This window comes from Candidatus Zixiibacteriota bacterium, assembly GCA_036480375.1.
Lineage (GTDB): Bacteria > Zixibacteria > MSB-5A5 > GN15 > JAAZOE01 > JAZGGI01.
In genome coordinates, this window is the sequence record JAZGGI010000039.1 from 1 (window position 1) to 23,608 (window position 23,608).

At 45.8% G+C, this 23,608-nt stretch carries 16 protein-coding genes; 8 read left to right on the top strand and 8 right to left on the bottom strand.

Annotation, left to right across the window (positions count from 1 at the left end; translation table 11 throughout):
• Nucleotides 1-3,091 (bottom strand): M28 family peptidase (locus V3V99_12360; protein MEE9443449.1); only part of this gene is annotated, 3,091 nt, incomplete at its 3' end.
• Nucleotides 3,092-3,251: 160 nt separating this feature from the next.
• Between V3V99_12360 and V3V99_12365 the strand changes: the two genes are divergently transcribed.
• On the top strand, nt 3,252-5,675 hold the full coding sequence (locus tag V3V99_12365; protein ID MEE9443450.1) for a penicillin acylase family protein: 2,424 nt from the start codon (nt 3,252-3,254) through the stop codon (nt 5,673-5,675).
• 49 nt (nt 5,676-5,724) lie between these two features.
• Nucleotides 5,725-6,795 carry a 4Fe-4S binding protein gene (locus tag V3V99_12370; protein ID MEE9443451.1) on the top strand — a complete coding sequence of 357 codons (1,071 nt, stop codon included), beginning with the start codon at nt 5,725-5,727 and terminating at the stop codon, nt 6,793-6,795.
• 16 nt (nt 6,796-6,811) lie between these two features.
• Here the strand turns inward: V3V99_12370 and V3V99_12375 are convergent, their stop codons facing one another.
• Nucleotides 6,812-7,237 carry a response regulator gene (locus V3V99_12375; protein ID MEE9443452.1) on the bottom strand — a complete coding sequence of 142 codons (426 nt, stop codon included), beginning with the start codon at nt 7,235-7,237 and terminating at the stop codon, nt 6,812-6,814.
• A gap of 37 nt (nt 7,238-7,274) precedes the next feature.
• On the bottom strand, nt 7,275-9,797 hold the full coding sequence (locus V3V99_12380) for a PEP/pyruvate-binding domain-containing protein (protein ID MEE9443453.1): 2,523 nt from the start codon (nt 9,795-9,797) through the stop codon (nt 7,275-7,277).
• A gap of 181 nt (nt 9,798-9,978) precedes the next feature.
• On the opposite strand from V3V99_12380, the gene V3V99_12385 reads away from it, so the two are divergent.
• The 3 genes from V3V99_12385 (at nt 9,979) to V3V99_12395 (ending at nt 13,377) form a co-directional block, all read left to right on the top strand.
• A complete protein-coding gene (locus V3V99_12385) occupies nt 9,979-10,935 on the top strand; it encodes a DUF362 domain-containing protein (protein ID MEE9443454.1) in 957 nt (318 codons plus the stop codon).
• Nucleotides 10,932-12,599, top strand: a complete 1,668-nt coding sequence (locus tag V3V99_12390) for a 4Fe-4S binding protein (protein MEE9443455.1) — start codon at nt 10,932-10,934, stop codon at nt 12,597-12,599. Before V3V99_12385 ends, V3V99_12390 begins: the two co-directional genes overlap by 4 nt.
• 139 nt (nt 12,600-12,738) lie before the next feature.
• Nucleotides 12,739-13,377: a hypothetical protein gene (locus V3V99_12395; GenBank protein MEE9443456.1), complete on the top strand. Its 639-nt coding sequence runs from the start codon at nt 12,739-12,741 to the stop codon at nt 13,375-13,377.
• A 250-nt stretch (nt 13,378-13,627) separates the two neighbouring features.
• On the opposite strand, the gene V3V99_12400 is transcribed toward V3V99_12395, so the two are convergent.
• The 5 genes from V3V99_12400 to V3V99_12420 form a co-directional block, all read right to left on the bottom strand.
• Nucleotides 13,628-14,671 (bottom strand): hypothetical protein, encoded by a 1,044-nt coding sequence (locus V3V99_12400; GenBank protein MEE9443457.1) that lies wholly within the window; start codon nt 14,669-14,671, stop codon nt 13,628-13,630.
• A 444-nt stretch (nt 14,672-15,115) separates the two neighbouring features.
• Nucleotides 15,116-15,940 carry a dockerin type I repeat-containing protein gene (locus V3V99_12405; protein MEE9443458.1) on the bottom strand — a complete coding sequence of 275 codons (825 nt, stop codon included), beginning with the start codon at nt 15,938-15,940 and terminating at the stop codon, nt 15,116-15,118.
• A 134-nt stretch (nt 15,941-16,074) separates the two neighbouring features.
• Nucleotides 16,075-18,174 (bottom strand): hypothetical protein, encoded by a 2,100-nt coding sequence (locus V3V99_12410; GenBank protein MEE9443459.1) that lies wholly within the window; start codon nt 18,172-18,174, stop codon nt 16,075-16,077.
• A 17-nt stretch (nt 18,175-18,191) separates the two neighbouring features.
• Nucleotides 18,192-19,334, bottom strand: a complete 1,143-nt coding sequence (gene amrS / locus V3V99_12415; protein ID MEE9443460.1) for an AmmeMemoRadiSam system radical SAM enzyme — start codon at nt 19,332-19,334, stop codon at nt 18,192-18,194.
• Nucleotides 19,334-20,269, bottom strand: coding sequence for a DUF362 domain-containing protein (locus V3V99_12420; GenBank protein ID MEE9443461.1), 936 nt, complete (start codon nt 20,267-20,269; stop codon nt 19,334-19,336). Before V3V99_12420 ends, amrS begins: the two co-directional genes overlap by 1 nt.
• A gap of 81 nt (nt 20,270-20,350) precedes the next feature.
• Here V3V99_12420 and amrB point away from each other — a divergent pair, with 81 nt between their 5' ends.
• The 3 genes from amrB to V3V99_12435 are packed head-to-tail and all read left to right on the top strand — an operon-like array spanning nt 20,351 to nt 23,602.
• Nucleotides 20,351-21,814 (top strand): AmmeMemoRadiSam system protein B, encoded by a 1,464-nt coding sequence (gene amrB / locus V3V99_12425; protein MEE9443462.1) that lies wholly within the window; start codon nt 20,351-20,353, stop codon nt 21,812-21,814.
• An 11-nt stretch (nt 21,815-21,825) separates the two neighbouring features.
• On the top strand, nt 21,826-22,824 hold the full coding sequence (locus tag V3V99_12430; GenBank protein MEE9443463.1) for a zinc ABC transporter substrate-binding protein: 999 nt from the start codon (nt 21,826-21,828) through the stop codon (nt 22,822-22,824).
• A 16-nt stretch (nt 22,825-22,840) separates the two neighbouring features.
• Complete coding sequence (locus V3V99_12435) at nt 22,841-23,602, top strand: metal ABC transporter ATP-binding protein (GenBank protein MEE9443464.1); 762 nt, start codon at nt 22,841-22,843, stop codon at nt 23,600-23,602.
• Nucleotides 23,603-23,608 lie beyond the last annotated feature (6 nt).

The window sequence follows — 23,608 nt, forward strand, 5'->3', positions numbered from 1 at the left end:
ACACCGCATCGCCGACATTGACCGTTCCATCGCAATTAGCATCGCCCGATTCCAGAGGTTCCGGGGGCGGACCGCTCCTGAATATATGATTTATCAGATAAACAGCATCCCCGACGTTGATCATACCGTCGCCGTTAGCATCACCGAGAACGAATTGATCCTCGTCGCCCGATAATGTCACCTCGCCGTAAGCGTTCTTCAGAACATCATCGCCCGTAAATTTCCAACTGACCATGTACCCGAAATCACTCGTGTCGGCAATTATGCCGTAGGAATTTATAAATTCGGATGAGGACAGATCAATCTGAACAACATCGCCGATAAAGTCGGGATGCGATGATATTATTGTGGTCGAATAAGGAGTGACTGAGCCGTTGACCGTAATTTCGGCTTGATCCACATCGGACGCCGTCATGCCTTCTCCAAAATCACCCAAATAAACTGCGATATAATCCGGAGCGCTCTCGGCATGAACCGTATCCGGTTCAATAACCGTCACTCCCGAAGGCCCTCCGGACAATAGCTCCATTACCGCCGTTTGCAGTGCCAGAGCCGCCGAAGCCGGCTCCATAAACGACAGCGGAAACTCAAAGAAGATATATTTGTAATCGTTACTTAAATTTCGCCAGGCGATAGGTTGCCCCTCATAATAAGAATCAAATCGCGAATCATAGGTATATATTACCTCGTATCCGCTGCCGGTCAATTGAGCGTACGTCGGGCAGGGAATCCCGACGCAGTTCGGCCAGGGGGAGGAATGATGGACCGTCATCAGTGAATCCCATGCCAGTTCCGGATAGCCATCGGCAACGGTATGAGCCCCGACCAGATCGGAATAAAATGTAGTGGCGTCAAACATCGTTAATAACTGTTTGCGGGTGTTTATATTAAATTTGGAGCGATACGCGTAATCCGGTTCACCGGAGTAAAACGATATCGTATTTTCGCCACCATTAATATTGATATCGCCCCACCGTCCGAAGATTACCACATGGCCCCCGGTTGACAGGTAATCATCAATATTTTCCAGAACCCCGCCCGAATTATCCGGCCAGCCAAAATCATCCGTTCGAGCTGATTCACCGCCCAGAACAATCAACTCATAATCAAGCAGGTCGTCAAGATCGATATTGTTGGGGTTGGCGCTATAAGCCGAATCCGAAATGTAATCGAAATTAAATCCCGCCAGGGCGTCTCGCATAAACTGACCGGTTGCAGCGGCATCAATGATATAGGTTGAAATATAATTCGACCTGTTCACTACCAGCATTTTCCCCGGTTCCAGGGTTGCCGCCCGGCTGACAACCGGATCGATTCCGGCTAAATCCGAAATATTACCCTCGATATCGATGGCGACGACATGATAGGTGTGATACAGCGCGCCCAGTGAAAAATCATCATCGAGATAGCTGCTTCCGGATATATGATCCGGCAGGATGACACCATCCCGGATTATGGCGTAATGACTGAAATCCAATTCACAATTAGCGGCGCTCCAGTTCAATTGAATTGAGCGATATCCGGGCCGGGCCGTAATTTGTTGTGGCGGCCGGGGCAGGAAATAGGGAGTTTGACTAACGGCATCGCCTACTAACGAGGATTGCCCGGAATTATTCACAGCATAGACTGTAATTTCATACTCCTCGCCTTCGACCAAACCCGATAGCACATAACTTGATATATCACCGGAAACGTAAACATATCCGTAATCCGAAATCGTTGTCGAATTATAATGTATCTTATACGAGCCGATTTCAGCAGGATCTCCGCCGACCCAATTAACCTGCAAAGACTGTCCATCGCCCACATCAAGCACCGACGAAATCGAAACCGCAAAGGGAAGTTTATCAATACTGTAAGCGGTGGCAAGGACCAATTGGACTACGCGCGACATATATTCAAAATTCATGTAACTGGTACTGTCTCTAAAAGTATGAAAAACCGTGGAGAATTCATGTTCCGACGCCATGACAATATCGAACCCGGCCTGCATAAAGGGAAAATGGTCTGAGTTGGCGGCCCCATATTCAAAATATCCGGTGAGGTTGGTCAACGGCTGCCCCAGATCGCCCATCAATAAAGCGTATCCGTCATAATCACCATGACCGATATCAACACCACCGTAATTTTGGTAATGGCCAATCATATCCATATTGAACATGCAAATTATGCTATCACCCGCAGCGGCAGCATCATAGGCATAATCATAAGCCCCGAGAAGTCCCTCTTCCTCCGCATCAAACAGAGCAAAAATAATGGTCATCTCCGTCTCGAGATCATATAGTACCCGAGCGACCTCCAATACCGCAGCCGTTCCGGAACCGTTATCATCGGCCCCCGGCGAACCGGGTTCGGAGTCAAAATGAGCCCCTAAGACAATCTGACGATTAGGATAATTCGATCCGGGTTTTACCGCCACAACATTGAAGCATTCACGGTAATTGCCATACACATATTCATAAAAACTGGGATATGTAACATCAGTATAGCCGAATTCAAGAAATTTATCTCTAATCCAATCCCGAGAGGCCCGATTCGAAGCCGTCCCGGCCGTTCTATCATAAGATTGAAGCTGGCTTACATACGAATCGCAGGAATCTTCTTCGACCAGACCAATAAGTGAGTCGAGTCCGATTTCCTGAAGTACAAATGATGGGTCATAAGTTCGGGGGAGTTTATAAAATATTTTCAGCCCCTTATTATTAATCGGGTGCATATCCTTCCTGTCGTCGCGAGACAGAGACTTATAATTATCCACCAGCAGAATACGCAACCCTTCGTATTGATAAATAACCTGGAATTTATCTGTCTTTGATTTATCCCGACTGTTGTCATAAGCCAGATCATCCTTATCAATTCCCGTAGCCAATAGCTGTGTCTCCAAACCGCTCTGCAGGAGCAAATTCGAGGATAAATTATCGGCTTGAATAATATATTCGTTTCCGATTCTGACCAGAGGTTCAATCCCGGTTGATATCAATAACTCAGCATCGTTCTGGCTTTCCAGCTTGACTTTATAAATTTCCTCGCAAATACCAATCGAGCTTAATCCTACAATTAGCACGGCGGCAATGATTAATGAGTTACGCATGTTTGGCTCCCTAAGATATGAAGTAACAACGATGAAGTATCCAATCCTCCCAATATACTCCATTTTTATAGCATGTAAATAGCTAAAATGTTGCTTTGCTTTTTTCGGCACTTTTTCTTTAATTCCTTAAACCTAAAAAATAAATAAATTGGGCTAAAATATGAAGAAATTCGGCTGGATAGCGGGCGTTTTCGTAGTCTTGATAATCTCGATTTGCGGAGGCATGTACATCTTCCTGAAATCAACCCTGCCCGAATATAATGGGAGCATAATTATAGATAGAATTGAGGATAAAATTGAGATCATCCGCGATTCTTATGGTATGGCTCATATATATGCCGAAAATGACAATGACGCCGCCTTTGCCCTGGGTTATTGCACCGCCCAGGATAGGCTGTTTCAAATAGAAATGATCAGACGAGCGGTCAAGGGAAGACTATCTGAACTTATTGGCCCCGAAACAGTTGATGTGGATAGGCTTTTTCGCCTGATTACCTCGGGAAAATCAATTGAAGAGAGATTTAATCTTTTGCCGGTCGAAGTTAAAGAAATGATGACAGCCTATGCCGCCGGCGTTAATCAATATATCAATAACCCCGACGCCAATTTCCCGATTGAGTTTTCTCTGATTGGGTTTCAGCCCGAGCCCTGGGAGCCGGCCGATGAATTATGCGTCATTTATTACATGGCCTGGACGCTGAATTTCTCTTTTGACACCGAATTGACTTATGAAGCGGTCCGCGCTAAAATTGGCCGGGAATTGGCGGATGAAATATTTATTGATTATCCCAAAGACGCTCCGACCATCATACCGGGTCAATTCAATTTAAATAGCGCAAACCGGTTTTTGAAAACGGTCCGAGCCGCTCGAGACCTGACCGGTATGCCGTTTCGCGGAGGGAGCAATAGCTGGGTCATATCTGGGGAAAAATCTAAAACGGGGATGCCGATTCTGGCCAATGATATGCATCTCGGCTTCGGAGCTCCCGGCATCTGGTATGAAGCCCATCTGAACACGCCAAATCTAAATGTTTCCGGCGTCTGCCTGCCCGGGGTGCCGTTTATAATCGCCGGAGCCAATGACAATGTCGCCTGGGGTTTTACCAATGTCATGGCCGACGACGCCGACTATTATCTTGAAAAAATAAATCCCGCTAATGGCAACCAGTACGAATACGACGGCCAATGGATGGATATATCAGGACGTGAAGATACTATTTTCGTCGCTAATGATACTCCCATCGTGATAAATATTCGGCATACCCGCCACGGTGTAATAATCGATGATATCATCGAGGATACTTTTTGGAAACACGCCGATACTTCTTATTCAATCGCGATGCGCTGGACTTTAAATGATTTTAATGATGAACCAACCGCCTTTTATTATCTCAATCGTGCGGCCAATACTGATGAAATTGAGACTGCTGTCGCGCTCTACAAATGCCCGGGGCAGAATTGGGTTTATGCCGACAAAGATGGAAATATCGGGTACTGGGCAGCGGTCGGAATTCCCAATAGAGACGGATTTGACGGCTCCCGTATTCTGCCCGGTTGGGACAGTCAAAATGAATGGGCCGGATACGTTGAGACCGAAGACCAGCCCCATATCAACAATCCTGAAAACGGCTGGATCGCGACGGCCAATAACAAAACTATCGGCGATGATTACGCGCATTATATATCACAATCATTCGCGCCGCCCGACAGGTATATCCGCATCCAATATCTTTTGAATAGTAAGGACAAGCTCAGCATTGATGATATTAAAGAAATTCACGCCGATAATTATATGATCGCCGCCGAAAAATGGACCCCTCGGATAATCTCCGCGTTAGATAGCGGGTCGCTTAATGAACTTGAAAGCGATGCCCTCAATATTTTGCAGGACTGGAATTATCACGCCGACAAAAACAGCTCGGGTTCCTCCGTGTTTCACGCCATCATGCAAATTATCATTGAAAATATTTTCCGCGAGAGAATGGGCGATGATTTATACTTTTACTATCTGTCGCATAACAATTTTGGCGTACACAAAGCCTTGCATTCTCTTCTCGAAAAAGATTCTTCAGAATGGTTTGACAATCCCGGCACGGCGATAGTAGAAAACCGGGATGATGTATATCGTAAAAGTTTTTCTCAGGGTGTCGAATTTTTGAAAAATAATCTCGGCGATGATGCCGAACAGTGGCAATGGAGCCGTCTCCATTCCCTGACGTTTTATAATTCGGTCGGACGTAATATCCCAATACTGAAAAACTGGATGTATATCGGGCCATTCCCGGTCGGCGGAAGTTCTCACACCGTTAATCCTACTCTTTACAGCCTGGTAAATCCCTGGGAACCTTTGGCGGGAGCGTCTCATCGTCATATTTTTGATTTGGGGAATATGAAAAACTCTCTGCGAGTCATTCCCGGCGGAATTTCAGGGAATTTTATGAGCCCTCATTATGATGATCAGGTTAATTTGTGGCTCAACGTTGAATATCGACAATTTCAAATTGATTGGGAAGATATCACTGCCGACGCCGCCTACAAACTTACTCTTATACGCCAATCCGATATTGACAGTGCCATTAATTGACATTGGAAAGCGTTTTATTATATTTGACAATCAAAAAAGGATATAAAAGATGAACCAGAGATATTTTCTGACAGGCCTTTTTATAATTTTTGCTTTCTGTCTAAGCGCGACAATTTACGGTCAGGGACAGAGCGATAATACCCAAACCGTATCCGATACTTCCGCCGCATTGGAAGAAGGAAATGAATCCAACGCCGAAATAGATTCAGCCGCAGTCGCGGCTCAATCTGAACCGCCGCCCTCACCCCCAACATTTTGGGATTTTATGACCTCCGGAAAATATATCGCCTTTATGATACTGATGGCGGTCGGCTTGATAATTCTATTTACCAAATGGATTAATTACTGGATACGCCTCGGCGCGTTAGCCGTGATTTTTGTACTATTCGGACTCGATTATTTCTTTCCTCTCCACCCCAGCCCGATGTGCGGCGTAACAAAACTGTTTATGTTCAAAATCACGATGGGCGAATATTTCCCGGCTTTTTTGGCGATGTTCGCGGCAATCATGATTCCCAGCTTAATCGGGAGAAAATTATTCTGTGGATGGGTCTGCCCTCTGGGAGCGTTTCAGGAACTTATCAATAAAATTCCGCATAAGCTAAAATGGAAGAATTTCAATTTCACGGCTTTCAATACTGTTCGCATTTCTCTATTGGTTATGTTTTTCCTGACCTTCTTTTATGTCCGCGATCTTATTATCGCCCTGGGGCAGAGGATCGAGCTCAATCCGTTCATCGGCGTCTGGCCCGCATATTCAGCATTTAGTATCTATGATCCGATAAACTTTTTTGAACTTTTGCACTGGTCGGTCGATACGACTTTCGTCGTCCTGATGACCATTCTAGTCATATCTTCTTTTATCATCTATCGCCCGTTTTGTTATCTGATATGCCCCATCGGAGCCTTGACCTGGTTTTTGGAAAAAATATCATTGGGCAAAATCAAAATTGATTACACCGCCTGCAATGAATGCGGTAGCTGTGAAGAAGAAAGCCCCTGCCCGACGATCAAACCGATGCTGGAAAATAAAAGCAGAGCTCTGCCTGACTGCACTTCCTGCGGAGAATGTATTAAGACCTGTCCGGAAGACGCGATTCAGTTTAAGTTTTTGAAATAAATATGAGGAAAGTAAATCAATTATCGATAAACTGTGCCAGCAATTTATCTTCATAGCGCTTCATAGCTCTCTTGACGGCGCTTAAGAGCCTCTCTTTTTCTACCGGCTTTGAAATAAAATCGCATGCCCCGTACTTAAACGCTTCCAGTGTATATTCAAGCGAGGCAAAGGCGGTCAGTATAATTACTTCTTCCTCACGCTGTTCATCATATATTTTCTTGAGAATATCCATACCCGAAAATCCCGGCATTTCAATCTCGGTAATTATGATGCTAAACGCTTCGCGCGATAATATTTCAGGCACTTCGAGGGCGTTATGAGTCGTCTTAATCCGATATGAACTCCCCTCTTCAATAACCTGCTCCAATAACCGCAGCATATGCACCTCGGAGTCTATCGCCAAAATTTTCCGCTTCATATCTATTTTCATATTATTAGCCATGCCCAAAAAACCTCGCCTGACTATAATAACTCAAAAATTATTCCAATCCCAGCTTTTTTATAAAATCCTGAGTGTACCATTCCGCGACGGCATCATTGGAAAGCGCCATATCAAGCTGTTTGGTTTTCATCGTCAGGCGCCCCAACAAAAACAATTTTTCATCAATTACCTGTTTATCCTGATACGATATCCCGGCGTTTAGAAAATCGCCTTTCCTCTGCTGAGTAAATCCCATATGGGATAATATATCTTTTAGCAATTTTATTCTCCGAATTCTCCGATCCAGGGTCGCGCCCCCATCCTTGTATTGCATATGAATATAATTATTACCCGTTTCATCCGTACGCATTACCTCCACCGTTGTAAAATGATAGCCCAGGCGCAGGCTCAGCATCATATACTCACGCCCCAGAACAGTGAAACTGTACTCAGAATAATCTTTGTTCGTCTTGAGTGTCAAATCGGTTCCAAGGCCTTTGGTGAAAACCGGTAGAGGCGGCTTGACCGGCCAACCTTCTTCCTTTATTCCCGCCCAGAAATTTTTCATTGGAGTCGCGTTAATATCTTCTTCGGTAACATATCTTTCTTTAACGTCGCTCAAAAGCTCACGTTCGAGATAGATTACGCTCATATCGACCGGTAAATCGCTTTTGAGTTTATACCCCAGAGATTCTTTACTCTCCATTTCCTGAGCACGGCGAAACATCTCCTCCATCGCCTTTTGATGCGCGAAACGTGTAATATCATGGAAGGACATGCAATTTTCCGGAAGAAAATCCTCATCGGCCGGGTGCAAAAGCCTCAGGGGAGTCACCAGGTCAAGAACCTTATCAAGCACCCGATGAATTCCGGAATCCTCAAACAAATCGTATTCCGGCTGCCGGGCTTTAACAATATCCTCATGTTTGCCCGCATATATGGCTTTTTCCGTGGCGTCAACGGTAACGATGTGCCCCGATTTTAGATTTTTATATTCAGGCACTCCGGCCAGGGTAGGAACGTGATACTCACGGGCAATCGTTGCCATGTGACTCGCCAATCCCCCGATACGGGATACGATGGCGCTGACTTTGCTCATGACGGTAATCAGACCGGGAAACGGATGATGGGTGACCAAAACGGCGCCCTCGGGAATATCGGGCAAATCACTGAACGTCGATACATGATAGACCGGGCCGCTCCCCGCTCCCGGACAAACCGTCGTTCGGCCGGTCAGTATCTTTTTCTTGCGGGTTGTATCCAATTGTACCGCCTCTGATTTCAATCGGATAATTTGCAGAGGACGCGACTGGAGCAAAAACAATTTATCATTTTTATCTATTACCCATTCAATATCCTGCGGCATGCGATAATGCTTTTCAAGCTTCAACGCGTATTCTCGGAGTTCTTGCAAATGCGGTTCAGCTATAGAAAACTTCCTTTGTTCTTCTTCAGGAATGTCTTCTTTTAAGGTTCCGCCTTCAGGGAGATTCACAAGACGCGCCGGCTTTTTGGCGATTCGGGAATACAAAATCCGACCCGTGTCGCGCGATAACCGAAATTCATCGGGCGTCAGGCGGCCGTTGACGAGATATTTGCCCAGTCCGAATATGGAATTGACGATTATGGAATCATCCCTCGGATCAATCGGGTCGCGAGAATAAACCACTCCGCTGGCTTTGGCGTCAATCATGCTGACGCACCCGACGCTCATCGCCAATTCAGCTTCCGAAAGAGAATGACTCAAAAAATAATAAATTGCCTGTGGCGTGAATTTGCTGGCCAGAATCTCACGGTATCTGTTGATTAACTCTTCTTCCCGAACATTTAGATAGGACGCGTATTGCCCCGCGAAACTGAATAGAGTGTCCTCACCTATGGCGCTCGACCGCATCGATATCATCCCGTGCGACGTGCGCATGATAAGTTCCCGGTAACTCTGTAAAATACTGCTCACCAAATCGAGCGGCACCGGACTGGCGTTAATCATTTCCCTGATCTCACCGCCTATACGAACCAGATCATCATAACTCTTGATATCGAGAGAATCTATGCGGCGGCTAATACGAACCTGGAGGTCGTTGGCATCAACGAAATGTTTATAGGCTCGAGCGGTAATCGCGAAACCTTCCGGAACCGGCATATTCAATCTCGCCTTCATTTCGCCCAACTGCGCGTTCTTGCTTCCGACACTGTAAGCTCGATTACGATTCAGGCGGTCAAACGAAACCGTCAGAGAGTCTTTCTTAATAGGTTGCTGCCCAGGAAGAACCGTTCCCAATACAGCATCGATTTCATTGAACCGTACGCGGAGCGCTTCATATTCCGGTCCCCCCAACGCCACCATTTTATTAATTATCAGGGTAATCCCCCCGCGTATTTCAGTCAGGCATTCTCGAATATAATGGATATCAAACAGATATTCGCCCTGAGATTTTTCCCCCATGTCACCCATGATTCCCAGAATATGGTTATTCTGTTCCAGCAACTGGAGGAAAAGAGCGAAATTTTTCTGAATCGTTCTTAAATCAGAATTTGAATTTCCGCCGTTTCCCAGTCTTTGATTTTCCGTCTTATCCATTTGGCCGCATTGAATTATTATAGTTATTCAATATATCGCCGTATCATCCCGACTTCGTTAATAAAAACATAGCCTACTACTGATTCAAAATCAAGACTCTGACGGGATAGATTATAAATTGCATAGACTGAGACAATGTATTAATTTGTATAATTACAACTCCGCGGAAGGATGGATGATTATGAAACGTCGCGATTTTATTAGGAAAACCGCACAGGCTACGGCTTTAGCCGCGGTCACCGGCACAACCGGATGGCTGTTTCACAACCGGGAAATTTCTGCCGGTCAAAAATTGGTTATTTCCAATCCCGATTACCGTATCGCCGACAATCCGGAACTTCCCAAAATAGTCCTGGCCCATAATGAAGATCACATTCAGGCCCTCCGCGCTTCGCTTGATGCCATCGGAGGAATTAAGCGGTTCATACGACCCGGCGAACGAGTTGTCGTCAAACCGAACGTCGGATGGGATCGCACGCCCGAACAGGCCGCCAATACCAATCCTTTGCTGGTGGGTGAAATGATCCGGCAATGCCTTTCGGCCGGGGCCTCACAAGTCATCGTCACCGATGTTACCTGTAATTTTGCTCCCCGCTGTTTCATCCGTTCCGGAATTCGTAAAGCGACAGAGAGTGCCGGAGGTATTGTCATGCTTCCTCGCGACGAAGATTATGTTCGAACCGATATGGGGGGCAAAATCCTGACCATCTGGCCGGTTCTCAAACATTTCATCGAAACCGATAAGTTGATCAATATGCCGATTGTCAAACATCACTCGTTGTCATCCTGCACGATTGGAATGAAAAACCTCTATGGCATCCTCGGCGGGCGGCGCAACCAGCTTCATCAGGAAATTGACCAATCGATTGTCGATCTGGTCGCATACTGCAAACCGACTCTGACCGTTGTCGATGCTACCCGCGTGTTGATGCGGGGCGGCCCGACGGGAGGCTCGCTCGATGATGTCTCTCTTCAACATTCCGTCATCTGCGCCACCGACCCGGTCGCGGCCGATGCCCGGGGCGCTGAATTTCTGGGCGTCGCGCCGGATAAAATCAGCCATATCATCCTGGCCGAAAAAAACGGCCTGGGTATGATTGATTATCTCAACGCCGGATATAAAGAGATTGCCGCATGACCGTTAAAACCACTCGCAATATCAGGCGCGTATCGCAAATCCTGTTTTTCGTTATATTTTTCTGGCTGATTCTAAAAACAAATTTCGAGATCAATTTTTCCGGTGAAGGCGATATTACCCTCCCGTATCCCGTTTCGTTATTCCTCGAATTCGATCCCCTGACCGCGCTGGGAACTCTTCTCGCGACCGGAACATTATACAAAGGCCTTCTCTGGTCGCTCGTCATCCTGATTCCGACGATTTTTCTCGGCCGTTTTTTCTGCGGATGGATTTGCCCGTTGGGAACTCTCAATCACTGGATATCCGAAATCCCCTCGGAACGGTTGAAACGCAAAGGCAAAAGTAAAATCAACTCGAATCGCTACAAAAAATACCAGCGCATCAAGTATTATATCTTTTTGATATTTATCGCCGGGTCGCTGGTTGGAACTCTGCAAATCGGTCTATTGGATCCCCTGCCGTTTCTGGCCCGCTCCATCGGCACGGTCGTCCTGCCGACTCTGCATACCACCTCACTTGCCATCGTAACCTGGATAAAATCAATCGGATGGCCCCCGCTGGGCGATGCCGCTCAATACGTATTTAATATCCTCACGGCCCTAATCCTGCCTTTCAGGCAAATGCACTTTCACACTATCTTTTCGCTGGGGCTATTTTTCATCCTCGTCCTGTCTCTCAATCGCGTCTTCACTCGTTTCTGGTGCCGCGGTATTTGTCCCCTGGGAGCAATGCTCGGGATATTCTCCCGCTATGCTATTTTCGGATTGAAAAAAGACGAATCGACCTGCGATAAATGCAATCTCTGTCTGGAACATTGTCAGGGCGCCGATAATCCCGAAATCGGATCCAAATGGCGACAGGCCGAATGTCATCTCTGTCTCAACTGCCAGGCTTCTTGCCCCGAAGGCTCGTTATCGTTTTGCTTCTTTCCCGATCACGAAACGACCAAAACCAATCCCGCCCCGACCCGGCAAGTCGATATCACCCGCCGCAAAGTCTTAGCTTCGGTCGCCGGAGGATTGGCATTGTTTCCTTTTATCCGTTCCGGGGACGCCTTCGACGCCAATCCCAATCCGTTTCTTATCCGTCCGCCCGGTTCAGTCGAGGAAGACTGGTTTCTCAAACGATGTATCCGTTGCGGCCAATGTATGCGCGTCTGTCCCAACAACGCCATCCATCCGACCCTGATGGAATCGGGCATGGAAGGCATCTGGACGCCGATTTTGATTATGAAAATCGGATACTGCGAACCGACCTGTACGCTGTGCGGGGAAGTTTGCCCGACCGGCGCGATCCTGCCGATGACCTCCAAAGAAAAAGTAGGCGACAAAGACAATCCTCCCGACCGCATCGGAACCGCCTTCTTTGACTGGGGACGCTGCCTGCCGTGGGCGATGGGCAAAACCTGTCTCGTTTGCGAAGAATGGTGCCCGACTTCGCCCAAAGCGATTTTTCTCAGGGAAGAAGAAGCGACTGACCGCAATGGCAACACGATCACGATCAAGAGACCGTATATCGAACCTGACATTTGCACCGGCTGCGGCGCGTGCGAATATGCCTGCCCGGTAATTGATAAACCGGCTGTGTATGTCACCAGCGTCGGCGAATCCCGCTCCGCCAAAAATCAGATTTTACTACAGAGAAAAGGGATCAATAAATCGTAATTTTAATTTCAAATAATTTTTGGCGAAATAGAATATTATGAAATGTCGATTATGCCATTCAAAGAAAGATTTACGAAATTCACATATAATTCCAGAATTTTTCTATAAGCATTTGTATGATGAAAAAGGAAGGCTGTTAATGACATCTACCGCCAAGAATGAAACTACGCATTATAAGCAAAAAGGGATTTATGAAAAATTATTATGCGATGTTTGTGAACAACACATCAATGAATTTGAGAAACATGTAAAAATAGTTTTTTTCGACGATATGAATTATCAAGATACAGGAGAACCTAATCAAATTAAAATCGTAAATCTCAATTATGAAAAGTTTAAGTTATTTCAATTGTCATTAATTTGGCGAGCAAGTGTATCATCTGATGATTTTTTCAAGAATGTCTCACTTGGGCCACATCAAGAAATCATCAGAAAAATGATACTTCAGAAGAAACCTGGAGCGCCTCATGACTATGGCTGTCTCATTATTGGTTTAGAATTGGAAAAGAACGCATCATTTGACGCAATTGCAATGCCTAAAAAAGGCAGGTTCGAAAATCTTAATTGTTATATGTTTACAATTGGAGGATGTATATGGCAATTTATAATCTCCAGACAATCACACTTATTTAGTCATAAGAAGGATTTCTTACAAAAGGACGGAAGTTTATTAATTCGGATAATTCCTGCTAACGCTGTACCATCAATTAATTCCTTTGCAAAAAACTTATTGCATTCCGGAAAAGTTTCGGATATAAATAAAATGATTAATAAATAGATTCTTTTCCATTACTCAATACTCAATTCAGGAACCCTGTGATCCTGCCATCGCGCGAAGCGCGACAACAATATCATGATTCAAATACTTCCGGTGCTGTCAGGTCCTGATTTTGTGTAACAAAATTGTGACCTGACAGTTTCTAATATCGGTTCACCGCTTCGCTAAGGAACCGACAGCACGTAGTCGATGTGTAACGACAACCCTCGGGTTGTCGCATTGTCGAAACCGCAGGGATTCCGACAAAACGCTAATAAACCACCAGATTCAATCCATAAAGAGTTTTACTGGACCAGGAGCCAGGATGATTTTGCTTGCGTGCAAATTCAAATTCAAGCCCCATTGATTGAGTCAAAAACCGTTTCACCCCTGTATTAGAATTATCTGGATCAAAAATCGCCCGAGCGAACCCGCGACTGCTTAACGTTAATCCAATCGTACTTGAAAAGTATTGTCCCTTGATACCAATCCGTCCTATGCGTAAATATAAGGCCTCTGCCAAACCCAATTCAAGCCCTACTTTAGTAGTACCCCCATCAATGGGAAATTCAATCGCGGGCAAAAGCGATATAAACGAAATCTGTCCGTATTTCCCGAAACTGTCAAAGCTGAATTTGACCGAAGCTCCTGCCAGTTTTTCAACATCAGACCCAATTGTCCAATAGTTCCTCCAGGCATGCGCAACTGCCAAATAGATATTGAATACTTTTTCACCCTTTTTCAGATTTTTGTGATATATATTTTCAAACGGAAACCCAATCAGGAATGAATAATTTAATCTCGTTTCACTATTGTAACTATCGCCAGATTTGGATTCGCGAAAACTTATTTCATACGCCCCGCTAATATCGACTTTTTCGCTTTTACTAAACCCCATAACGAAAGCGTTATATTGCGTCGATGCCTTCCTAATTTCTAATGAAGAATATGGCCCATCAAATGTCATACGTTCAACCCTTGAATACGTTCCTAATCGGTAATACCCGGCATAAATATTGACTGGAAGTTTTGAAGTTACCTCATCTGTATTTATCCTGGCGAAAATTCCACAGTATCCAATTTTATTGGTGCCATAGTAAGACTTACTGAATTTTATCTTCCCCGGAGAGCATTGAATATAGTATTTATAATCATTAGTCGGAAAAGCGATCTGGGCGGGATTATAATAAGCGTTGCCCCCTTCAGTCAGAGCAATCCCCGCCTCGCCCATCCCGGTCGCCCGTACTATTTGACAATAAGTCATCGTCGAAAAACCCAAAAGCAATATCGCAAATCCCAATACAAATCTTTTCATACAACCTCCATATAATTTGGCAAATATGGACAGATATACCTAATTTGTCAAGCCAATCACGAGTATAAATTTCACCACTGTCATTCCCGAGAGCCCCGTTTTAACGGGACGAATCGGGAATCCGGAATGTCATCGCGAGGAGTTCGGCGATAGCCGGACGACGCGGCGATCTGTATTTAAAAACCAAAGATTGCCGCGCTCGTTTCACTCGCTCGCAATGACACAGATTATTATTTGAGTCCCGTAGGTCGAAACCCCTGCGGTTTCGAAATCCTTGAAGATATGCAAGGATGGAGCCCGCAGGGCTCCAGCCAATTCCCCCGTCTTTTGGAATATACGGTGAAGCTGAGTAGGTAGAAGTAGGAGACTTCTGCCATTACCGGCTTAAAATATTGGCAGGAGTTTCGGAATTGGAAATTCCTCGATTTCTGCCCTACCGGGCAATCAGTATCCCCAGGGATAATAATTTCTTGTTACACAAAAACTCCCTATAGGCGAAGAAGTAAGATTTATGCTAAATTCTAATAGCTCTTCATCAGGAAATGTAAATCGTTCACTAACGACTATGGTATATTCGCCCGGGGGCAGGTTTTGGATTTCATAATCCAAGTCAAAAAGGCAATTGCAACTACAATCTCCTTCAACTTTTGACTCGTCTATAGTAATTATGTTATCCTCAATATTTATATCGATAATCATGTCTAACGGGCAACAGTTAAACCCGGCGTTGATATGGCGGAGTGATAATGTGCCGACCCCGTCATACTGATACTCAATACAATCCTGATTTGTGGGCGTACTTTCTGATGCCGTTGATGTTTTCTCAAAGCTTTTGCAGTCGCTACGAGCTGTCAATGTACCCGTTGGAGGACAATCCGCGCATGGGCCGAGACCGCCCCTGAATACATGATTAATCAAATAAACTGCATCACCGACATTGCAATTGCCATCGCAATTGGCGTCTCCAGCTTCGATAGATTCAGGAGGTGGGCCACCTTTAAAGACGTGAGCAATTATATAAACAGCATCGCCGACGTTCACCTGCCAATCGCCATTGGCATCGCCGCAGATATATGACAGATCAAGACGAAAAAGACCGCCACTAGAGGTCCCTGCAAAAATGTCACCACTGGCGTTGATGGCCAAACATATCACACTTCCCCCATATGGCCCAATGGTCTGCTCCCAGGTTTGAGCAAAAGAAATTGGATTGAATGAGTAAAGAGTAAGAATAACAATCAGAACCGCAGTTTTGAAGAGATGTCCCATAATTCCTCCTAAGATAGAAGACAGAATCTATATTTTTTTAACGTATTTCCCGATGCGGATCGCATGTGATTAGTATATACAGGCAATGTACTTATTATGGCCGATTTTGTCAACGAATTAGATGAAAACATTATTCAAAAATTATCGCGCAACGTCCCAACGACAGCCAGTATAATTAGTCCCGCAATCGACAATATCAGCCACACGACGCCGATGATGGGAAGCAAAATCGTTGTCGTCAACAAAGCCGCCGCGGCAGACCCGGCAATTTCCACCGCGTATCCCGCTCCGCGATTGTTATCGAGATAAATCGCATAATACCGATTGGTCGCTCCGACAAAAAGCGTCCCTGTCCCCAACGCCGTCACGAACAAAAAGCAAACATGAAAATAGATCGCTTCCCGAGGGCCAACGCTTTGGTATAAACTTAAAAACATCACCGCCGCCGCCAGAAGCAAAACCAACGCCGATTGCTCAATCCGCATCCGCACATCCTGACGATGCGCGTACCAGGTTCCGGCCGCCAGACCAAACATAAACGTCCCGATCAAAACCGCCATCTCCGAATAAAGCGACCCAGCCGTCGATTGATACAAATAAAAAGACAAAAGTTCAAACGACAACGAAACCGCCCCGGCCGTAAAATATAGAAACAGCGGAAAACGACTGCGCTTACTGTCAGACAATCGCGACATAAAAAAGAATATCAATATCAGAATCGGAATCGCATACAGCCAGGTATGATTGGTAAGAATCCCATGAATTATTTTCCGGTCAAACTCATGCGCCGTCGAACGATACAACGCCTGATAATGCGTCAAAATAGGTTTTTCAAGTGAATTAAATTGCTCAAACTCACCGGCGGCCCGCATCACTCGTTCGGTTTTCATTTCATTCAAACGGTCATAGAGATATTCCGGGGTGACGCTCTTCGTCGGATAACCCAGCGAAACGATTAAACTCATCACCGAATCTGCGGAAATCATAATCTTATCGGTATCCGAGGCAAAAAACAAAGTCATCGTCCCCGGCCAGATATTAATATGATTGAATGACTGCTCCAGCGTTTTATAGATCACCGACAGCGCTGGTTTTATATCGGGCGAAATATAGCGGTCGGTATCGTACTCGGTTGGGATATACAGGATCCCGTCCTCTTTGAGCCATGCCTTGATCTTGATAATATTTTCCGCGGTCAACAAGCGGCTCGATTTATAACTATCCAGCGCCCCGGGGTTGAGGATGATAATATCATAATAGGTAATTCCGTCATGTCGAGCGAAATACCGCAGCGGATCATCGTTGATCGTAATAATTCCGGATGTAAATATTTCTATCCCCGACAACCTCCGACTGATTTCAGCCCGAGGATCGAGAAAGGTCACTCGCGATGTGTCAACTAAAGGATAAAACTCTCCCCGCCCTATGAATAATATTTTTTCAGCATCGGGCTCGTATATCATCGGAGGGATAAACCGGTTTTCAAACCGTTCAATATCGGGATAGACATCTTCGATAGTATTATCGGTCATTAAAACATAATGGCCGTCTTTTTCCAAAATAGCCTGATGCCCATAAGGAGTATCGAACGACGAAATGACATGATAGCCTTTGTATTTAAGCTGATCGCATTTTTGGTCGAGTGTCGGCGCCGCCATCGCTGCCGGAATTATCGCCGCAATCCCAATGATCGACAATTTTATTATATTTGATAATTTCCCCGATGTTAACGATAACACAATAACTATTATTGTTAAAACCAGCGCGAATCCCAACGTGGAAAATACATTTCCCGCGAAAATCGTTATAACAATTCCTCCGACAAACGCCCCAAGGCCTTCAAATAAATATACAACGGCAATGGCATTTCCCGGATCAATGCCCCGATTGGAGATGGCGCTGAACAACCAACCCGATATAATTCCAACCGGGAACATAGCAATAATCGAGAGCATTGCCGCTTTTCCAAACGGTATAATCTCGCCCATCACCGGCGACAAAAACACGGGAGATAACCTTACCGCGATAATCGTAATCGGCACCAGAGCCGCTCCGATGATAAATAGAATAGTCGCATTGATACCGCGTTTTTTTCCGCCCAGGTATGCTCCCATCGCAACCGAAATCAACCAGCCGAATAAGGCCGTGCCGATGAATATTTCATCGCCATTGAATGATGATATAATTTCTCGCAGGAGAAGAACCTGTCCCCCGATTGAAAAAATCCCGAGCAAGAATCCCTGCCGGTGCATCAGAAGAACCGTCCGGGAATAATTTTACCGCATGATTTGCATTTATTTTTACTCATGCCGGAAACAGAGGTACGATATCCCCGCCGTTCGATCAACATCTCACCGCACTTGGGACAATACGTTGATTCCGCTTTATGGCTGGGGATATTGCCCAGATAAACGTATTCCAATCCCTCGGCCCGACAAATCGAAAGAGCTCGATCGAGAGTCGTCTGCGGCGTCGGCGGGAGATTTTTGAGAAGATACTGAGGATAAAACCGCGAGAGATGTATCGGAACATCGACCCCGAGATAATTTTTTATCCAGCGAGCCAATTCGGTAAATTCATCATCGGAATCATTGAGAGTCGGAATGACCAGATAAACAATCTCAAGCCACACATCCGATTTTTTAATCTGTATCAGCCCATCCAGAACCGGTTTGAGTTCACCGTCAACATAATCTTTGTAATACGTTTCGCGGATTGCTTTCAAATCAATTTTAACGGCATTGAGGTGTTTGAGAAGTTCACCCAGCGGTTCAGGATTGATATACCCCCCGGATATCATCACCGATTTAATACCATGCTTATGACCCAGCTCGGCGGTATCGTACATATATTCATAAAATATTACCGGCTCGCTGTAGGTATAGGCGATCGTAGGTACTTTCCGCTGCTGGCATAAATCAATTATATCTTTTGGAGGAAGAGAGAAATTTTCGGTTTGTTCCGGTCGGGATTGGGAGATATCCCAGTTTTGGCAACACTTGCAATTAACATTGCATCCCGCCGTCGCCAGCGAAAACGCGCTCGTCCCCGGATAAAAATGATGGAAAGGTTTTTTCTCGATCGGATCGATATTGACCGCACACGGCAGGCCATACACGAGCGTATAATAAGTATCTCCTCTGTTTTCGCGCGAACCGCAATAACCTCTCTCCAAATCTGTAATCCTGCATCGGCGAGGACAGATCTCGCATTCGATTCCGCCTTCGGGAAGTTTTTTATAATATCGGGCTTCGACCGATGAAAGTTCCCTGGTGTAATCAAAAGCGCAGGCGTTCTGGACGCCTCCCAGAAATTCCGGCAGCAACCCGGAATGCGATGACATCGCAGCACACGCCCCGCATCCGATAAACTTCATGAATTTTCGCCGATCCATTAAAACAATTTCCCTTCGCTTATCGAGCCATCCTCAGCAATTGCCAATACGCCAATTTCAATCTTTGCAATATTCGCCTGTCCCAAACCCAATTTTTCGGCTTCATCAAGATATTTCACTTCCCGCCCAAGTTCTTTCAACGATTTTTTGCCATTCCTCGCTCTTATCCGATTTAGAATCTCCAGAGCGACACAGTCGGCCGCCACCGGATCCTCCGATATTATCAAACTATTATACGAATCAATAGAATGCGGAGCATATCCCGGCCCGTTGTCATATTGAACTTTCACGGCGTCGATAATCGTCAGGCGGTGTTTGTCCCGAATCGGAGTCAAATTATTAATATTGGCGGCGTACGGGCTGCAATTGTTATCATGGTATTTATTCGGATTATGAATCGCGCCGTACATATTTTTCAATCCGGCTGACATACCGGCGATAGAATGATCCTTCAGAATCGGAATATTTACGTTATGCTCAATCATTCTCGTCAAGATTTTTGAAACCATTGAATTTACTTTGCCTGAGTTAAGAAAAGTCCGATCATATCCAATTGTAGCAACGTCGGTCCCGAGGCATCTCACACCCGTAGAGGCGGCGTTGAGGGTATAACCCGCTTTCTTGAGTTCATGATTCGTTCGTTCCCAGATTATTAAATCGTTTTCATCATATCCGGCATTTTCTCTTAATATATTTACAAATGCTTCGGTCAAATTCAACGGCGTCGCGTTAAACGGTGTCAGGCAATTAGTCTTGATTCCGACCGCTCCGCCCGGAAAAAGCTGTTTAAAATATTCATTAAGAGATAAATTGCCTGCGACGAAACCAATTCCGGCTTTAATCATGTTTTCGTAAACACTTACCGAAAATTTTTCGCCGAGAAAATCGCCGAAGTATTTTACGACCGCCACCCTGCTCATAATAACAATATACAAACTTTTCCGGCGCGAGTGCCAAGCCTTTTTACCTTGACCCAAACTAAAAAATCGACGTATTTTTTATCAGAGGTATTAATCATGAAAGTTCGTATAATCTTTGTCGGAATTATTCTCGTAATCGCATGGGGAATGGTCACGCTGGGAGCCGCAATGGATAAGTCAAATGAGGCAATAATACGCTATCCGGCCGTTTCAGGAATGTTTTATCCCTCGGACGGTGAGGATCTACTCGAAATGGTCAATCAACATTTGGCCGAAGTCAAAGACCTGCCGGAAATCGACGGACAGATTATTGCCCTGATTGTACCGCACGCCGGAATCGAATATTCCGGCCAGATTGCCGCTTACTCTTACAAGCTTCTTGAAAATTCGAGTTTTAACAAAATCATCCTGTGCGGACCGTCGCATCGAGTGCCGTTTGACGGCATTTCAGTTTACGGACCCGATGTAACCTGGCAAACACCCCTCGGAGACGTTATCTGCGATAATGACCTGTGCCTCCAACTTATTGAAAACAACAAATCCGTCAAATTTTCTAAGGAGGCACATAATCGCGAACACTCCCTCGAAGTCCAGCTTCCGTATTTGCAGGCCGTATTAAAAGACTTCACCCTGGTACCGGCGACCATGGGATTTCCCGCTCCCGAAACAATCGATGCTTTGGCTGCGGCCCTGACAGATCTTGAAATGGATAAAAACACCGTTATGGTCGCCTCAACCGACTGGCAGCATCATATGTCGGCCAAAGCAGGCTGGAAATACGATTCATTGGGACTTGAATGCCTGGAAAAAATGAACCCCGATGAATTGCAAAAACTCCTGGCAGAAAAGAAAACCCAGATGTGCGGCGGCGCCCCGACGGTAGCGGTCATGAAGGCGGCTATGGCCAAAGGCGCCGATAAAGTCGAAATATTAAAATACGGCGATTCGGGAGATATCACCGGAGACAAAAGCTCTGTTGTCAGTTACGCCGCCGCGGTTTTATATAAAGCCAATGAAAACAATGAACTATCGGAGGCCGATAAAAAGAAATTATTAAAAATAGCCCGGCAGTCGATTGAAACTTATCTCGAAACCGAAACAATTCCCAAATTTGACGTTCCCGAATCTTTAAAACGCCTCGGCGCCGCTTTTGTGACGCTTGAGAAAGACCATCGTCTGCGCGGATGCATCGGCCAGACGATAGCCATCACTCCTCTTTATGAAACCGTATCGCATTGCGCCATTCAGGCGGCCGTGTCCGACCCGCGCTTTCCTCCGGTAAAAAGAGTTGAGATGAATCAGATTCATCTTGAGATTTCAGTTTTGACTCCGCTCCAAAAAGTCGAATCTCTGGATGAAATTGAAGTCGGTCGAGACGGGCTTATGATATCAATGGGTAGAAATCGAGGCTTACTACTTCCTCAGGTAGCCACCGACTACGGCTGGGATCGCGAGACGTTTCTCAGGCAAACCTGCAAAAAAGCCGGCCTCGCACCCGACGCCTATAAATCAGCTCAAGCCGAAATATTTAAATTTCAAGCCATAATCTTTGAAGAATAAATATATCGCAAATGAATCACATGAAAGGAAAATTCGGGGAGTTTTCTAAGAAGTATCGATTACTGTGTATCATATTATCCTTATGCGTGTTTTTAATATTGGGCGGGTGCGGCAAAATATCCGAACGAAGAAATCGCGATTTATCACAAGCGGAGTCAATTAATATTTTAGCCACGACAGGTATGATCGGCGATCTGGCAGCCCATATTGGCGGTGAACGGGTTGCCGTCTCGACTCTGATGGGCCCCGGCATCGATCCTCATTTATACAAAGCCAGCCAGCGCGATGTGATTACACTCGCTAATGCTGATATTATATTTTTCAACGGTTTGCATCTTGAGGGAGCCATGTCCGAAGTTTTGGAACAGATGGAATCGTCTGGAATCACCGTGGCCGTCGCCGGCAGCGTCCCGGAAGAGGAATTGCTATCGCCCGAAGAATTCTCCGGCGCTCATGACCCTCATGTCTGGTTTGATGTACAATTATGGATCCATGCGGCCGAATCGGTCTATCGGACATTAGCAAAACTGGACTCGGCTCACGCCGAAACATATTCAAAGAATTTCGAGAGCTATCGGGCTGAGCTGGAACGACTCCACGAGTTTGTTTTGAATGAATCGGCCAAAATCCCGGAAGATGTCCGGGTTCTGATAACCGCTCATGATGCCTTTAATTATTTCGGACGCGCCTATGGTTTTGAAGTCAGGGGACTTCAGGGAATCAGCACCGCTTCGGAAGCCGGAACCGCCGATGTACAGAAACTGGCGGCGTTTATCGTTGAAAAAAAAATTCCGGCTATATTTATCGAGTCATCGGTTCCTCAACGCAATATCGAAGCGGTTCAGGCTGCCGTCGCGGCCCGTGATTTTGAGGTAGTCATCGGAGGCGAGCTATTTTCCGACTCAATGGGTGATACAAGTACTCCGGAAGGAACTTATGTCGGAATGGTCGAACACAATATAAATACAATTGTCGCAGCCTTGACCGGCTCCGGGAGCAATCCGGAATAAGGGGACGGATAAATAAATGAATGAAAAATTGGGTAATGAAGTTATTCCGGCTATAGATGTCGAGGACATGACCGTCGCCTATCGCGATAAGCCGGTTTTATGGGATGTTGATTTAATCGTACCGCCGGGTGTGCTCATGGCTATCGTCGGTCCCAACGGAGCCGGAAAAACAACATTGATTAAGGCAACTTTAGGCCTTATAACTCCCGCCGCCGGACGGGTTTTGATTTATGGAAAACCGTATCCCGAGCAAAGGCAGTTGGTCGCCTATGTCCCCCAACGCGGCTCGGTTGATTGGGATTTCCCGACCACCGTACTGGATGTCGTCATGATGGGCAGGTACGGTCACCTGGGGTGGATTCGCCGTCCCGGCAAACGTGAAAAAACCGCGGCGGAAGAAGCTCTCGAAAAAGTCGGAATGATTGACTTTGCTAACCGACAAATCAACCAACTATCGGGAGGGCAACAACAGCGAACATTTTTAGCCCGGGCATTGGTTCAGGATGCTCGCATTTATTTCATGGATGAACCGTTTCAGGGCGTCGACGCTACGACCGAGCGAGCGATAATTCAACTGCTTCGCGAACTGAGACAATCAGGAAAAACCTTAGTCGTGGTTCATCACGACTTGCAAACCGTGCCGGAGTATTTCGATTGGGTCACGCTCCTTAACGTGCGCCGTATCGCCAGCGGACCGGTTGATGATGTCTTCACTGATGATAATTTGAGAATCGCCTACGGAGGCCGCGTCGGTTTTTTGCAGGCCATGCAAAAATAGAGAAAA